The sequence below is a fragment of the Consotaella salsifontis genome, from assembly GCF_900167365.1.
Taxonomy (GTDB): domain Bacteria; phylum Pseudomonadota; class Alphaproteobacteria; order Rhizobiales; family Rhizobiaceae; genus Consotaella; species Consotaella salsifontis.
Genome location: NZ_FUXL01000018.1, coordinates 35,523 through 50,780 on the forward strand (window position 1 = coordinate 35,523; position 15,258 = coordinate 50,780).

Consider the following 15,258-nt stretch of genomic DNA (forward strand, 5'->3'; position numbering starts at 1 on the left):
CATCGAATGATGCAGGCCGCGATTTCGTTTGTCGTTTTTGTTTCCTTGATGGCCCCTCCCGCCATGGCGGAGGGGAGCGATATTGCCTCGCGCAGAAACCCGGCCGAGGCGATCGCCGGACGGGCGGCAGAGACCGAATCCAACGAATCGCAATCTTCTCCTGGGACGCGTGAAGAACGGCTCGACGCGCTGTTCGTGGAGCTCAAACGCGAATCATCGGCACCCAAGGCCGCGCAGATCGCCTCCCGCATTGAGTCGGTGTGGAACGAGAGCGGCAGCGCGACCATCGATCTCCTGCTGCAATGGTCCGGCGAGGCGATGGCGAACGACCAGGGCGCCGCGGCTCTCGATCTCATCGATCAGGCTATCGCGCTTCGGCCCCAGTTGGCTGAACTTTGGAACCGGCGGGCGACGCTCCACTTCACCAGCGACCGCATCAGCAAGTCGATTTCCGATCTTCAGCAGGTGCTGCGGCGCGAACCGCGCCACTTCAATGCCCTGATCGGGCTGGCGACCATCTTTCAGCAGATCGGGCGAAAAGAGCAGGCTCTCGACATCTACATGCGCGTGCTCGACGTCTATCCGGCGAACCAGGGCGCGCAGTCGGCCGTCTCGCGGCTCGCGGAGGAACTGGCGGGCGATCGCGCCTGATCCTTGCCGTTGGCTCTGACGGGGGGGCAGAACCCGTGCCAGCGAGCGCCTTTGCAGGCTCTCTTTCTCCAGTCAAAACTATCCTTGGCGCCTGGAGCTGCCTTGCCATCAGGCGAGCTTCCTGCTTTGTTTCCCCGCCCGTCAGCGAATGCGCGTCGGCGGTGACAAAGAGCCAGGGAGAAAACCACAATGGATCGCCGCTCATTCATCAAGAATGCCGGATTTGTAGGGGTTGGGGCGGCTGCATCCGGCACGCTGGCGGCGCCGGCCATCGCCCAGGAAAAGCCCAAGCTCAATTGGCGGATGACCTCGTCCTTCCCGAAGTCGCTCGATACGCTTTTCGGCACCGGCGATCTCGTGGCGCGCTATGTTCGCGAAGCGACGGACGGACAGTTCGACATCCAGCAGTTCGCGGCGGGCGAGATCGTGCCGGGGGGGCAGGCGCTGGATGCCGTCATGAGCGGCACCGTCGAGATGACGCACACGGCGTCCTATTATTACTGGGGCAAGGACCCGACCTACGCGCTCGGCACCGCCGTGCCCTTCGGCCTCAACGCGCGCCAGATGAACGCCTGGTTCTATCAGGGCGGTGGCAACGACCTTCTCAACGAGTTCTACGGCAAGAACGGCATCTTCGCGCTGCCCTGCGGCAACACGGGCGCCCAGATGGGCGGCTGGTACCGCAAGGAGATCAACACGGTCGATGATCTCAAGGGCCTGAAGCTGCGCATCGCCGGCCTTGCAGGCCGCGTCGTGGAGAAGCTTGGCGTGGTGCCGCAGCAGATCGCGGCGAGCGACGTCTATGCCTCTCTGGAGCGGGGTACGCTGGATGCGACGGAATTCGTCGGACCGTACGACGACGAGAAGCTCGGCCTCTACAAGGTGGCGAAGTACTACTACTATCCGGCCTGGTGGGAAGGCGGCGCCTCGCTCCACGTCATGATCGCCAAGGACAAGTGGGATTCACTGCCGAAGACCTACCAGTCGATTCTGACGGCCGCCTGTCAGGCGGCGAACGGGGCGATGCTGGCGGATTACGACTACAAGAATCCGGCGGCGATTGCACGCCTGGTGCGTGCCGGCGCGCAGTTGCGGCCGTTCAGCCAGGAGATTCTTCAGGCGAGCTTCAACGCCGCCAAGGAAACCCACGCCGAGATCTCCTCCCAGAACGCCGACTTCAAGAAGATCTTCGACAGCCAGACCGCCTTCAAGCGCGACGCCTATCTGTGGGCGCAGCTCTCGGAATACACCTTCGACACGTTCATGATGATCCAGCAGCGCAACAACGCTCTGTAGGCTCTTCACCCACTGCATGAAAAAGAGGCCGTGGCGTCGGCGCCGCGGCCTCTTTTCGTTGGCAACTCGCTTCGTCAGTTGAACGATGGCGGCTGGCTGAGATCGACGGGCGGCGTTTGACCCGAGGATTGCCCCGTGTCGGGCGGGTTCTGTGCCGGGGCGGCGGCCGCCGGCTGCGGCGGAGTGTCGGTCGGACCACCCAGCGCGGGTGGAGGACCGCCCAGCGTCAAGGGCGGCAGGCCCATGGCGGGTGCTGTCGAAGAGGAGCCGCCGTCCGCCGGAGGGGTGCCTTCCGATGCGCCACTGCCGGGGCCGCCAAGGTTCAGCGGTGGCAGGTCGAACGACGGGGCAGGAACCGTGGCGCCGTTTGACGGCGAGGCGGGAGTTCCTGGCGCCCCGAGCGGCGGCAGACCGAAGCCCCCGTTGCCTGCCCCCCCGTCGAAGCTCGGCGGCGCGAACTCGATCGCGCCCTCGAGCGGCTTCGCCTCCGTTTTATAATGCAGCACGAGATAGGGCACGGCGATGATCAAAAGGATCATGAGGAACTGGATGCCGATGAAGGGCAGGCTGCCCCAGTAGATGGCGCCGGTGCGAACCGGAGGCATGAGACGGCCGGTCACGGCGTCCCGCCATTCGCGGGTCGGTGCGACGGAGCGCAGATAGAACAGCGAGAAGCCGAAGGGCGGCGTCAGGAAGCTGGTCTGGAGGTTGATGCCGAGGATGACGCCGAACCAGACGAGGTCGATCCCGAGCTTCTGCGCAATGGGTGCGAGCAGCGGCACGAGGATGAAGGCAATCTCGAAGAAGTCGAGAAAGCAGCCCAGGATGAAAACGATGATCGTGACGACGAACAGGAAGCCGTATTCGCCGCCGGGCAGCTCGAGAAGCAGGCTCTCCAGCCATATGTTGCCGTTGATGCCGTAGAAGGTCAGGCCGAAGACGCGGGCGCCGATGAGAATGAACATGACAAAGGCGGACAGCGTCGTTGTCGCCTCGACCGAGGAGCGCAGCGTCTTGAAGTCCAGCCTGCGCTTGAGGAAGGCGAGCGAGACTGCGCCCACCGCGCCCATGGCGCCGCCTTCCGTCGGCGTTGCGATGCCGAGGAAGATCGTGCCGAGGACCAGGAAGACGAGAGCGAGCGGCGGGATGAGGACGATGATCACCTGACTTGCCAGTCGCGACAGGATCGAAAGCCCGAGAAGCTGATTGGCGACCGCCAGGAGATAGGCGAGAAGCACGGCCGTCACCGCCGAAGAGACGAGCCGCGTCTCATCCCGCATGTCCGCAAAAATCGTGTCGTGGGCCACGAGATAGACCGCGACGGCGCCGGCCAGGACGAGGATGAGCGAAATCACGCCGCCGCCGAGTGTGCGCGCCTCGGGCGGCAGCGAGGGAACGAGCTCTGGCCTGGTGATGGACAGGGTGAAGATATAGCCACAATAGACGGCGACGATGATCAGCGCCGGCCACATCGCGCCGATATACATATCGCCGACGGAGACGCCGAGCTGATCGGCCATGACGATCAGCACCAGCGAGGGCGGAATGATCTGTGCGAGGGTGCCGGAGGCGGCGATGGTGCCCGTCGCGACGCGCTGGCTGTAGCCGTAGCGCTGCATGATGGGCAGCGAGATCAGCCCCATGGCGATGACCGAGGCGGCAACGACGCCGGTGGTCGCCGCGAGAAGCGCGCCGACGAGAATCACCGCATAGGCGAGGCCGCCCCGGATGGGGCCGAAAAGCTGGCCGATGGTGTCGAGAAGGTCCTCGGCCATGCCCGAGCGCTCGAGGATCAGGCCCATGAAGGTGAAGAAGGGAACGGCGAGCAGCGTATCGTTGCTCATGATGCCGAACACCCGCTCGGGCTGGGCGTTGAGGAGCGGCCAGAACAGATGAATTTCTCCCGGTGCGGAGCTGGAGAGCGCGACGCCGGCGACGAAATAGAACAGACCGCCGGCGGCGAGCGTCAGCGCGACGGGATATCCGATCAGCAGCATCGCCATGACGGAGATGAACATGATCGGCGCAAGGTTGTGGGCGATGAGCTCAAGCATCGTTGCGGCCCGCCTCTGGCTTTTCTGTGTGCGCCCCTTCTTCTCCACGCCGCCAACTGATCACCGGGTCCATGTCTTTGCCGGCTTCAGGCTCGATATCCTCCTCGTCAGGCTCCTCCACCTCGTGTCGATGGCCGCTGAGAACGGCGACGCGCTTGATGATTTCGGAGACGCCCTGGGCGATCAGCACGATGAAGCCGAGGAGAATCAGCCCCTTCGCCGGCCATAGCAAAAGGCCCCCGGCGTTCATCGAGCGCTCGCCGGAAAAGAACGATCGCCAGAAGAATGACCAGGACAGCCACGTCATCAAAATGGCGAACGGCATCAGAAACAGGATGTGGCAGACGAGATCGATCCAGTTGCGCGCGCGCGGGGAGAAGCGCGAGGACAGGACATCGATCCGCACATGATCGTTGCGCTGCAGCGTCCAAGCAGTCGCGAGCATGAAGACCGCGCCGAAGAGATACCACTGAAGCTCGAGCCAGGCGTTGGACGAGATGTCGAAAGCCTTGCGCAACGCCGCGTTGACGGCGCTGACAAGAATCGCGGCAAGGATGAGCCAGGATACGCTCTTTCCGATCCATGCGGTCACGCGGTCGATGGCGTGCGACAGCGTGAGAAGCCCCGTCATTATGGTCAAACCCCCATTGCACCCCGGCCTACGCTGGGGCCATGCCGAACCCTGTTTGATGAACCCAGCCGGTCACGGCCGCGCTCTTAATCGAACAGGCGTGAAGGGCTGAGGGGCCCTGGTCGTAGTCTTTTTTCCCCCTGGGGTGCAAGCACGCCGACCGATTAGGGAAGTGGCGTGCCTGCTTTTTTCTCATGCCTGGAGCACTCGTAACGATGTTTGCGTCACGCGCTCGCGGCATCCGGCGCCTCGGGTTCGGCCCCGCTAAAGAAGAGCTGCCGTGCGACAACCGCCGCAACGAGCACCAATCCCACCGACGTCGAAACGACCTCGGGGGCGACGAGGAGAGCGGCCGCGATGCCGAGAAGCCAGCGCTCAACGCGGTACAAGGGGCCGGCAAGCCACCCCGCGAAGGCGGCCGAGAGCGCCGTGATGCCAATGACGGTTCCGGTGAAGGCCAGGAAGAAGCGGAACCAGCTGAAGTCATCGACGACGATCAGAAGCGAGGGCGCGAAGACGAAGACGAAAGGCACCAGCGCCTTGCCCATGCCGAGGCGGAACGCGGTGTTGCCGGCCCTGAACGGGTTGGCGTTCGCAATGCCCGCGCCGGCGTAGGCCGCCAGCGCCACGGGGGGCGTGATGTCCGCCAGAACGCCGTAGTAGAAGACGAAGAAGTGGGCGACGAGCGGCGCAACGCCGAGAAGGCCGAGCACCGGGGCGGCGACGGACACCATGATGAGGTAGGTCGCGGTCGTCGGGATGCCGCAGCCCATGACGATGCAGACCATCGCCGTCAGAATCAGCGTGATGAGCAGCGTCAGGGTCGACACGCCCATGATGCCGAAGGGGATGAAGGGCGCGATGGCCGAGGCCCACGTGCCGGCGGTCGAAGTCACCATGTAGGCGATCTTGAAGGACACGCCGGTCAGCGTCACGACGCCGATGATGATGCCCACGGTCGCCGCCGCGGCGCCGACGGCCAGGGCGTATTTGGCGCCGAGGATGAAGGCGTCGAGAACGTCCCTCCAGGTGATGCGGTTCAGCGGATTGACGAGGCCGATCACGATGCAGGCGGTGATGGCGTAGAAGGCCGCGAGATAGGGCGTGAAGCCCTGAAGCAGAATCGAGATGAGGATGATGAGCGGGATGACCGTTGGCCAATCGCGCTTCAGGATGGCACCGACGCGCGGCAGCTCGTCACGAGTCAGGCCGCGCAGTCCCAGGCGCTTCGCCTCGAAGTGGACCTGACAGAGAACGCCAAAGAAGTGCATGAAGGCCGGCACGATAGCGGCGGTGATGATGGTCGAATAGGAGACGCCGAGAAACTCGATCATCAGGAAGGCGGCCGCGCCCATGACTGGCGGCGTGATCTGGCCTCCGGTGGAGGAGGCGGCCTCGACGGCGGCGGCGAAATGGCGCTGATAGCCGATGCGGATCATCGCGGGGATGGTCAGCGCGCCGGTCGTCACCGTGTTGGCGATGGACGAGCCGGAGATCGAGCCGAGCAGCGCCGAGGAGAAGACGGAAACCTTCGCCGGGCCGCCGGAATAGCGGCCGGCAATGGCCATGGCGATGTCGATAAAAAGCCGCCCGAGGCCGATGCGTGTGGCCAGAACGCCGAAGAGAACGAAGTGGAAGACGTAGGTTGCCACCACGCCGACTGGCAGGCCGTAGATGCCCTGGCTGGTCAGGTAAAGGTGATTGACCAGCATCCGCCAATCTGCGCCGGGATGAACCAGAACGCCCGGCGCGTACTGACCAAACAGTCCGTAGGCCATGATCACGATGGCAATCACCGGCAGCGGCCAGCCCATGGCCCGGCGCGTCGCCTCGAGCAGCACGACGATCATGACCGTGCCCATGATGACGTCGATCGGCAGCGGATTGCCGACGCGGAAGGCGAGATCGTCGAAGATGTAGGGGACGTAGAGAGAGGCGGCGATGGCGGCGATGGCGAGCAGCCAGTCGATCACTGGAATGCCAAAGGGCCGCCAAAGGCTCGACGGATAGAGCTGCTCCTGCCCCTTCTTCGTCGCGGCGAAAACGATGAAGATGAGGGAGAGAACGAAGGCAAGATGGACGCCGCGATGGTTGACCTCCCTCAGGAGGCCGAACCCGGCCGTGTAGTAATGAAAACAGGAGAGCAGGAACAACAAGGTGGCCGCGATCCCTGCCGCCACCTTGCCGAGCGGCCGGAAGCGAACCTCGGGATCGAATTTTTCCTCCAGTTCCTTGATGGCGGCTGGGTCGGCATCCTTGTCGTCGAACATCGGCGGTGCGGCCTCTCGTCGTTTGGGCTGGAGGAAAGATGAAGAGCGGGCAGGCTGGTGCCCGCTCTTCTATGTGCGGCTAAGCGCCTGTTACTTCGTGAGGCCTGCTTCCTTATAGAAGCGCTCGGCGCCCGGATGGAGAGGAATGGCAACGCCGTCCAGAGCGGTCTCCTTGGTGATCGACTTGCCCTTGGAATGGCCGGCATCGAGAAGCTTGCGCGTGTTGTCGTTCCACAGCGCCTTCGTCACCTCGTAGATGAGGTCGTCGGGCTGATCGGCGCTCGTCACCCACTGCGCGCCGACAGACAGGGTCTGGACGTCGCCCTGCTGGCCTTCATAGGTGCCGGAGGGGATTGTGTTCTTCGCAAAGAACTGATGCTCTCCGATGACCTTCTCCGCGCCCTCGCCATCGATCGGCACGACCGTGATAGGCGTGCTGCTGGCGAGCTCGACGATGGCGCCGGCCGGGAAGCCGCCGACGAAGAAGAAAGCGTCCATCGCGCCGTCGCGCATCCGGTCCGCCGCCTGGTTGGGTTTCAGGTATTCAGGCTCCACCGACTTCTCATCCAGGCCATAGGCCTGAAGAATGAGCCGCGCGTCCACCAGCGTCCCCGAGCCCGGTTCGTCCAACGAAACGCGCTTGCCCTTCAGGTCGGCCACCGAGGTGATGCCCGAGTCCTTGCTGGCGATAAGATGGATGCTCTCGGGATAGAGGTTGGCGATGGCGCGGAGCTTCTCGACCTTGCCCTTGCCCTCGAAGACGCCCGTGCCGGTCTGCGCCCAATAGGCGACGTCCGACTGGGAAAAGCCAGATTCCACGGCACCGGAGCCGATGGCGTTGACGTTTGCGACCGAGCCGTTGGAGGCGATGGCCGTCGCCACTACGCCGGGTGCGCCGCAGCTGCCGCCTTCCTCGCAGGCGCGCGAGCCGGGGGGATTTGAGATCGCGTTGGCGATCAGCCCGCCGATCGGGAAGTAGGTGCCCGCCGTGCCGCCGGTGGCGATGCGGAAGAACTTCATGTCCTGCGCTTCTGATGGTCCGGAAAACGCAAAACCGGAAATAGCGACGGCGACAATCGCACCGAACAGCGAAAGGGGTCGGGTGTGCTTCATTCCACTCTCCTCTTGTGGTGCCGCCGGAGGCTCCGGCGGCGTTCGGATGGAGAATGTTAAGCAGAATGAAAGCTTTGGGGAAAGCGCTTCAGGCCACAAAAGCGCCCGATATCGGCCTTTATCCTGGATTCTTGCCTGAATTGCAGTTTCTATCAGCGATTGCCGCGATCCGGTGAGGCGCAAACGGTGGACCGTGTGAGGAATCGGCGCTCCCGCCCGTTGTCGAGAGAAAACATCCCGCCGCGTCCCGGCACGACGTCGATGATGAGATTGGTGTGCTTCCACACCTCGTATTGCGCGCCGCCGATATAGAATGGCATGCCGCCAATCTCGCCGAGCTTGACGTCGCTGTCGCCGAGGATGAAATCGCCCTCAGGGTAGCACATGGGCGAGGAACCGTCGCAGCATCCGCCCGACTGGTGGAACATGACCGGGCCGTGATCGGCGACGATTTCCGCCAGAAGCGCGAGAGCTTCGGGTGTGGCGCTCACCTTGTTCAACGCTTCGCTCATCTCCTCCTCCCGAGGCAGACATCCAAATGGAAAACGCCCGGCCGGCGGAGGCCGACCGGGCGCATCGGCAAAGTCGCTCGATCAGAAGAAGCCGAGCTTCTTAGGATTGTAGCTGACCAGGAGGTTCTTGGTCTGCTGGTAGTGGTCGAGCATCATCGAGTGCGTCTCGCGTCCGATGCCGGACTGCTTGTAGCCGCCAAAGGCGGCGTGGGCCGGATAGGCATGGTAGCAGTTGGTCCAGACGCGGCCCGCCTGGATGTTCCGGCCGAAGTGGTAACAACGGTTCATGTCGCGGCTCCAGACGCCCGAGCCCAGGCCGTAGAGCGTGTCATTGGCGATGTGGAGCGCCTCGTCCTCGTCCTTGAAGGTCGTGACCGAGACCACCGGACCGAAGATCTCCTCCTGGAAGATGCGCATCTTGTTGTTGCCGTGGAAGACGGTGGGCTTGACGTAGAAGCCTTCTTCCAGGTCGCCGCCGAGGTGATTGCGCTCGCCGCCGAGAAGAAGGTCGGCGCCTTCCTGCTTGCCGATGTCGATGTAGGAAAGGATCTTCTCAAGCTGCTCGTTTGAGGCCTGGGCGCCGATCATAGTGGTGGGATCGAGGGGGTGGCCCTGCTTGATCGCCTTCACGCGCTCCAGGGCCCGCTCCATGAAGCGGTCGTAGATCGATTCCTGGATGAGCGCGCGGGACGGGCAGGTGCAGACCTCACCCTGGTTCAGCGCGAACATCACGAAGCCCTCGATCGCCTTGTCGAAGAAGTCGTCGTCGGCGGCCAGAACGTCGTCGAAGAAGATGTTGGGCGACTTGCCGCCCAGCTCGAGCGTGACCGGGATGAGGTTCTGGCTGGCGTACTGCATGATCAGTCGGCCGGTCGTCGTCTCGCCGGTGAAGGCGATCTTCGCGATGCGGTTCGACGAGGCGAGGGGCTTGCCCGCCTCGAGGCCGAAGCCGTTGACGATGTTGACGGCGCCCTCGGGCAGAAGGTCGCCGATGAGGTCCATCAGCACCATGATCGAGGCCGGCGTCTGCTCGGCGGGCTTCAGCACGACGCAGTTGCCGGCGGCGAGCGCCGGCGCCAGCTTCCACACCGCCATCAGGATCGGGAAGTTCCACGGGATGATTTGGCCGACCACGCCGAGGGGCTCGTGGAAGTGGTAGGCGATCGTCTCGTGGTCGATTTCGGAGAGCGTACCCTCCTGAGAGCGGACGCAGCTGGCGAAATAGCGGAAATGATCGATGGCCAGCGGCAGGTCCGCCGCCATCGTCTCGCGGATCGGCTTGCCGTTGTCCCACGTCTCGGCCGTGGCGAGGAGTTCGAGGTTCTCCTCCATGCGGTCGGCGATCTTGTTGAGGACATAGGCGCGCTGGGCAACGTTCATCTTTCCCCACTTGTCCTTGGCGGCGTGAGCGGCGTCCAGGGCAAGCTCGATGTCGGCGGCGTCCGAGCGCGCCACCTGGCAGAGGACCTTTCCGGTGATTGGGGTGATGTTGTCGAAGTAGCGGCCGGATTTTGGGGCCACCCATTTGCCGCCGATATAGTTGTCGTAGCGCTCGGCAAACGGGGGCTTGGCCGTGGCGATCTTGTTGACGGGCATCTCGTTCATGATTGACCTCCCAGCATTTGAAGCGCCGCCTCCTCGCGGCGCTGCTGGGAATGAGTGTCTGCCGTTCGCCGGTTCAAGTCAGCCCGCTTGCAAAGAGCGAGGATTGCAACCTGTCGCAGAAGTGCGACAGGTTGTCGCAGGTGCTAGGCGGCGTCGCTCGAGCGCTGGCGCCCCAGCTTTCGATGGAACGTCGCGCGGGAAATACCGATGCTGCGAGCCGCCGCCGAGACATTACCGCCGGCGCGCGCAAGGGCGCGGGCGAGGACTGCGCGCTCGGCATCGCCAAGGGTTTCGGAGGCTACCGACCCCAGAAGATCGGACGCCGGCACGGGGTTGGCCGACAGATCGCCCTTGAGCCCCAGGGCGCGGCGAGCGCTATGAGTCGCGCCGACGACGAGATCATCTGCATCGATGGCGATCAGCGCGCCGGCATTGCGCTCGTCGCTCGATACCAGAGTGATCCGCGCCTTGGGAAAGGCCTCTCGAAAAATCTCGGCCTCGATCCGCCGTGCTGTCTCCGTCACTGTGAGGGAGATGAGCGAGGCGACTCCTTGGGAAAGGTCGTCGCGGCAGGAGGAGACGTCGATGACGCCGGCGAGCGACCCGGTGTGGTCGTGCAAGGGGGCCGCCATGCACCCCAGGACGACGTTGCGCGCCATGAAGTGCTGATCGCGGTGGATCGTAACCGGCCTGTGCTCGATGAGGCATGTGCCGATGCCGTTGGTGCCTTCTTCCGCCTCGCTCCACACCGCGCCGGTCCAGAGCCCCCAGTTCTCAAAGGTCGAATCGTCACCGGCCGCGCCACGTCGATCGACCGGGATGCCGTTGCTGTCGGCCAGAAGAACGCAGCATCCGATGCCGCCGACGGCTTGAAACAGCCGGTCGAGATTGGGTGATGCAATTCGAACAAGAGGTTCCATGCGCGAGCGGACCTCGCGGAACTCCTTCGCGCTGAGCCGCTTGGGCGGTGTCCGACACTGGGGATCGAGGCCATGAAGGCGCGCGGAGCGGCTCCACGACGCGACGAGCGGCGACCGGGCTGCCTCGTTGGCGGCAATGGCCGCCTCGATGGCAGAGGAATGGTCGGTGTGAACGGACTGCATGCGTCATCCTCCCGTGGCGCGGCTGCGGTTCGATCGAAGCTTGCGGCCTTCGTCCTCCTTCGGGCCACGGTCTTTTTATAGCGTTCTAATGTGCGGCGGAAAATCCTCCCGACATTCGATCGGGGAATTTATCTCGAAAAGTGGCGGGCGCACTCGGTTTAAGCGGCTATCCCGAATACATCAAAATTCGTTGATACGAGCGCAGGCGCCTCGCATCGCCTACGGCTCAAGGTGCTCGCTCATGCGCCGAGCGGCCCGTGCCGGCGGTTCTCTCCCACCGGCACGGCCAATCTTGTCTGATCAATCGTAAAGGACGGCGGCGATCTTGGGATCGTCGATGTTCGTCTTGTCGTACCAGAAGAAGCCGGTGTCGATGTTCTTCTCGACCTTTTCGCCCTTGGCGGCCGCCACGGCGGCCTTGACGGTCTCGTAGCCGATGCCGACCGGGTTCTGCGTGATGGCGCCGGCCATCAACCCATCGCGGATCGCCTGCTTCTGAGCGGCGCCCGAGTCGTAGCCGATGACGACGACATCTTTCTTACCCATCTCGCGCACGCCGTTGATGACGCCGACCGCCGAGCCTTCGTTGGCGCCGAAGATACCGGCGAGGTCGGGGTTGCCCTGGAGGATCGACTTGGTGAGCTCTGTCGACTGGAGCTGGTCGCCGCCGCCATATTGGACGGTGACGATCTCGATGTCGGGGTACTTCTCCTTGATGCGATTGACGAAGCCGTCGCGGCGATCGATGCCGGTGCGGCTTGTCTGGTCGTGAACGACCACGGCGACCTGTCCCTTGCCGCCGATGAGCTCGGCCATCTTGTCAGCGGCGAGAGCCGCGGCGGCAACGTTGTCGGTCGCGGCGGTGGCGAGCGGAATGTCACTGTCGACGCCGGAATCGAAGGCGATGACGGGGATTTTCTGCTCTTGCGCCTGCTTCAGAAGCGGAATGGCGGCCTGGCTATCAAGCGCCGCGAATCCGATGGCGCTCGGATGTTTGGCGAGGGCGGCGGCGAGCATGTCGATCTGGCGGTCGACCATGCTCTCATTGTCCGGCCCCTCGAACGTGACCTCGACGCCGAGTTCGGCCGCCGCCTTGTCCGCGCCGGTCTTCACGGCCTGCCAGAACTGATGCTGGAAGCCCTTGGAGATCAACGGGATGTACATCTTGTCCTGTGCAGATGCGCCCATGGTGGGGGCCAGCAACGCTGCGGCGCAGATGGCGCCGAGAAGAACGCGACGGGTAAACATCAACTTCCTCCGATTGATTGATCTGGGGATGACGCACGCGAGGGGAGCGTTGGCCGCTCTCTTGTTTCAGGTTCAGCCCATCTTCCGGCGTCGCATCATGTCGGCATAGACGGCCATGATGATGATCGCGCCGGTGACGACGGTCTGCCACTCCTGCGCCACCGAAAGGATGCGCAGGCCGTTGGTAAGGACCGCCATGATGAGCGCCCCGATGAGAGTTCCGAGAATCGTGCCGCGCCCGCCCGAGAGCGACGTGCCGCCGATGACGACGGCGGCGATGGCTTCCAATTCGTAGCCTTGGCCGAGAGCCGGCTGGGCCGAGTTGAGGCGCGAAGCGATCAGCAGCCCGGCGATGCCGCAGATTCCTCCGGAAAGGGCGTAGATGCCCATCTTCCAGGCATCCACGTTGACGCCCGAAAGGCGCACCGATTCTTCGTTGGAGCCGAGCGCGAAAGTGTAGCGGCCGAGCACGGTGCGTTCCAGGATGTAGCTCGCGGCAAAGGCGGTCAGGAAGAGGATGAGCACACCGTTTGGCAGGGGCAGGGACGGCAGAACGGCGCCGATCAGGGAGCCGCGGGAAATCTCTGTGAAGCCGGGCGTGTCGTTGAAATAGATCGGCTTGGTGCCGGAGATGACCAGGGAAAGGCCCTTGAGCATCAGCATCATGCCGAGCGTGGCGATGAACGGCGGGATCTTCATCTTGGCGACGAAGAAGCCAGAGGTGAGGCCGCATAAGGCGCCGGTGCCGATGGCCGCGACGATGCCGAGCGGGAGCGGCAGGCCCCAATAGGTGAGGACCACGCCGGTGATGACGGCACAGAAGGTCATCAAGGTTCCGACCGAAAGATCGATGCCGCCGGTGATGATGACGAGCGTGACGCCGACGGCCAGGACGCCATTGACCGCCGTCGCCTGAAGGATCGCGATGATATTGGCGGTCTGCATGAAGTTCGGCGACGCCAGCGAGAAGCCGATCAACAGCAGAACCAAGCTGGCGAAGGCGAGGAGCTTTTGGTAGGCGCCGGCGCCGAGGGAAAAGCCGGACTTTGCCCGTGATGTTTCGGCGGTCGTGCTCATGCGGGTTCTCCGACAGGTTCCATGGCGCTCTCGCGCAGCGTCGCGAGGTGCATGATTTCCTCCTGCGTGGTCTTTCCTCCGCCCGGCAGGATGCCGGTCAGCCGTCCCTCGCACATCACGGCGATGCGGTGGCTGAGACGCAGCACCTCCGGCAGCTCCGAGGAAATCACGATGACGGCGCGACCCTGGGCGGCGAGGCTTTGCAGCAGCTTGTGGATCTCGGCCTTGGCGCCGACGTCGATGCCGCGCGTCGGCTCGTCGAAAATCAGAATTTCGCAGTCCCGGAGCAGCCACTTGGCCACCACCACCTTCTGCTGATTGCCACCGGACAGAAGCCGAACCTCCTGGCGGTCGGACGGGGTGCGGATGCCGAGAAGGGAGATGTATTTCGCCGCCTCGCCGCGCATTCCTTTTTCGTCGAGCTGGCCGGCGCGGTTCGTGAACCGGTCGAGGCTGGCCATGACGATGTTGGCGCGCACGTCCATGCCGACCGCCAGGCCGAAATGCTTGCGATCCTCGGAGAGATAACCGATGCCGGCGGCGACCGCATCGGCCGGCGCGCGGATGTGGCAGCGGTTGCCGTTGATGAAGATCTCGCCGGCCTCGATGGGGTCCGCGCCGAAGATCGCCCGCGCGACCTCGGTCCGGCCCGCGCCCATGAGCCCCGCGAAGCCGAGGATCTCGCCCTTCTTTACGGAGAAGCTGACGTCGCGGATCTCCCGTCCGCGCCGAAGGCCCTTGACCTCAAAGGCCACAGGAGCCGCCGATAGGTCCGGGATGACGGCGGCCTCGTCGCTGAGCGAGCGTCCCACCATCATGGAAATGATCTGCCCGATCGGGGTGGATGCGGCCGGAACCGTGCCCACGGTCTCGCCATCGCGCATGACGGTGACGCGATCGGCGATGCGCTTCAGCTCGTCCATCTTGTGGGAAATATAGATGATGCCGACGCCCTCGCTCTTGAGGCGGCGGATGATGACGAAGAGCTCCTCGATCTCCGCGTCGTTCAGCGCTGCGGTCGGTTCGTCCATGATAAGGACTCGCGAGCGGAAGGAGAGGGCCTTGGCGATCTCGACCATCTGCTGCTTGGCGATCGTCAGGCGTTCGACCTTGGTGCGCGGATCGAGATGAAGGTTCATCGCGGCGAAGATTTCGTCGGCTCGACGGTTCAGCGCAGCCTCGTCCAGTCGCCCGAAGCGCAGGCGCGGCTCCCGGCCGATGAAGATGTTCTGCGCCACCGACAGGTCATTCATCAGGGAAAGCTCCTGGTGAATGATTGAGATGCCGAGCGCCTGGGCGGCACGAGGGCCATCGATCGTCACTTCGTTGCCGCCGACGCGGATCGTCCCTCCATCCTTGGCATAGACGCCGGAGAGGATCTTCATCAGCGTCGACTTGCCGGCCCCGTTCTCCCCCATGAGAGCGTGAACCTCACCCGATCGCAGCTCGAAATCGACGTTCTTGAGCGCGTGCACGCCGGGGAAGATCTTCTCGATGCCGCGCATCTCGATGAGATCAGCCATGGCTAGACCGTCTCCCGCTGCGTTGCAGGCAAGGAGCCGGCATCGCATGGGCATAGAAATCCATCTCGCCGCGGCGCGCTTGATGCGCCGAGACGTCCACAGCCTCTGATCATCGGACAAATACCTCCCAGTATTTTGTCGTCCGTTCCTCCAGGGGCGCCGTTCGATACAGCGA

General features: G+C 63.9%; 12 protein-coding genes. 2 read left to right on the plus strand and 10 right to left on the minus strand.

Annotated features, from left to right (window positions below):
* Nucleotides 1–63: 63 nt before the first annotated feature.
* Together B5D38_RS18990 and B5D38_RS18995 are read left to right on the plus strand one after the other, a co-directional pair.
* Nucleotides 64–651 (plus strand): tetratricopeptide repeat protein, encoded by a 588-nt coding sequence (locus B5D38_RS18990; protein WP_245319392.1) that lies wholly within the window; start codon nt 64–66, stop codon nt 649–651.
* Between the two features lie 189 nt (nt 652–840).
* A complete protein-coding gene (locus B5D38_RS18995) occupies nt 841–1,947 on the plus strand; it encodes a TRAP transporter substrate-binding protein (protein ID WP_078710037.1) in 1,107 nt (368 codons plus the stop codon).
* Nucleotides 1,948–2,021: 74 nt separating this feature from the next.
* Here the strand turns inward: B5D38_RS18995 and B5D38_RS19000 are convergent, their stop codons facing one another.
* The 10 genes from B5D38_RS19000 to B5D38_RS19045 all read right to left on the minus strand — a co-directional run bounded on the left by B5D38_RS19000 (nt 2,022) and on the right by B5D38_RS19045 (nt 15,083).
* The gene (locus tag B5D38_RS19000) at nt 2,022–4,001 is read right to left on the minus strand and encodes a TRAP transporter large permease (RefSeq protein ID WP_078710038.1); all 1,980 of its coding nucleotides are present in this window, start codon (nt 3,999–4,001) and stop codon (nt 2,022–2,024) included.
* Nucleotides 3,994–4,632: a TRAP transporter small permease subunit gene (locus tag B5D38_RS19005; protein WP_078710039.1), complete on the minus strand. Its 639-nt coding sequence runs from the start codon at nt 4,630–4,632 to the stop codon at nt 3,994–3,996. The genes B5D38_RS19000 and B5D38_RS19005 overlap by 8 nt, the downstream gene beginning before the upstream one ends.
* 224 nt (nt 4,633–4,856) lie before the next feature.
* Nucleotides 4,857–6,902: a TRAP transporter permease gene (locus B5D38_RS19010; RefSeq protein ID WP_078710040.1), complete on the minus strand. Its 2,046-nt coding sequence runs from the start codon at nt 6,900–6,902 to the stop codon at nt 4,857–4,859.
* 90 nt (nt 6,903–6,992) lie between these two features.
* Nucleotides 6,993–8,015, minus strand: a complete 1,023-nt coding sequence (locus B5D38_RS19015; RefSeq protein ID WP_078710041.1) for a TAXI family TRAP transporter solute-binding subunit — start codon at nt 8,013–8,015, stop codon at nt 6,993–6,995.
* Between the two features lie 152 nt (nt 8,016–8,167).
* The gene (locus B5D38_RS19020) at nt 8,168–8,527 is read right to left on the minus strand and encodes a DUF779 domain-containing protein (protein ID WP_078710042.1); all 360 of its coding nucleotides are present in this window, start codon (nt 8,525–8,527) and stop codon (nt 8,168–8,170) included.
* Nucleotides 8,528–8,608: 81 nt separating this feature from the next.
* Nucleotides 8,609–10,123, minus strand: coding sequence for an aldehyde dehydrogenase (adh, locus tag B5D38_RS19025; RefSeq protein ID WP_425349343.1), 1,515 nt, complete (start codon nt 10,121–10,123; stop codon nt 8,609–8,611).
* A 152-nt stretch (nt 10,124–10,275) separates the two neighbouring features.
* Nucleotides 10,276–11,235, minus strand: coding sequence for a GAF domain-containing protein (locus B5D38_RS19030; RefSeq protein ID WP_078710044.1), 960 nt, complete (start codon nt 11,233–11,235; stop codon nt 10,276–10,278).
* 300 nt (nt 11,236–11,535) lie between these two features.
* Nucleotides 11,536–12,483, minus strand: coding sequence for an ABC transporter substrate-binding protein (locus B5D38_RS19035; protein WP_078710045.1), 948 nt, complete (start codon nt 12,481–12,483; stop codon nt 11,536–11,538).
* A 72-nt stretch (nt 12,484–12,555) separates the two neighbouring features.
* Nucleotides 12,556–13,560, minus strand: coding sequence for an ABC transporter permease (locus B5D38_RS19040; RefSeq protein WP_078710046.1), 1,005 nt, complete (start codon nt 13,558–13,560; stop codon nt 12,556–12,558).
* On the minus strand, nt 13,557–15,083 hold the full coding sequence (locus B5D38_RS19045; protein ID WP_078710047.1) for a sugar ABC transporter ATP-binding protein: 1,527 nt from the start codon (nt 15,081–15,083) through the stop codon (nt 13,557–13,559). Before B5D38_RS19045 ends, B5D38_RS19040 begins: the two co-directional genes overlap by 4 nt.
* Nucleotides 15,084–15,258 lie beyond the last annotated feature (175 nt).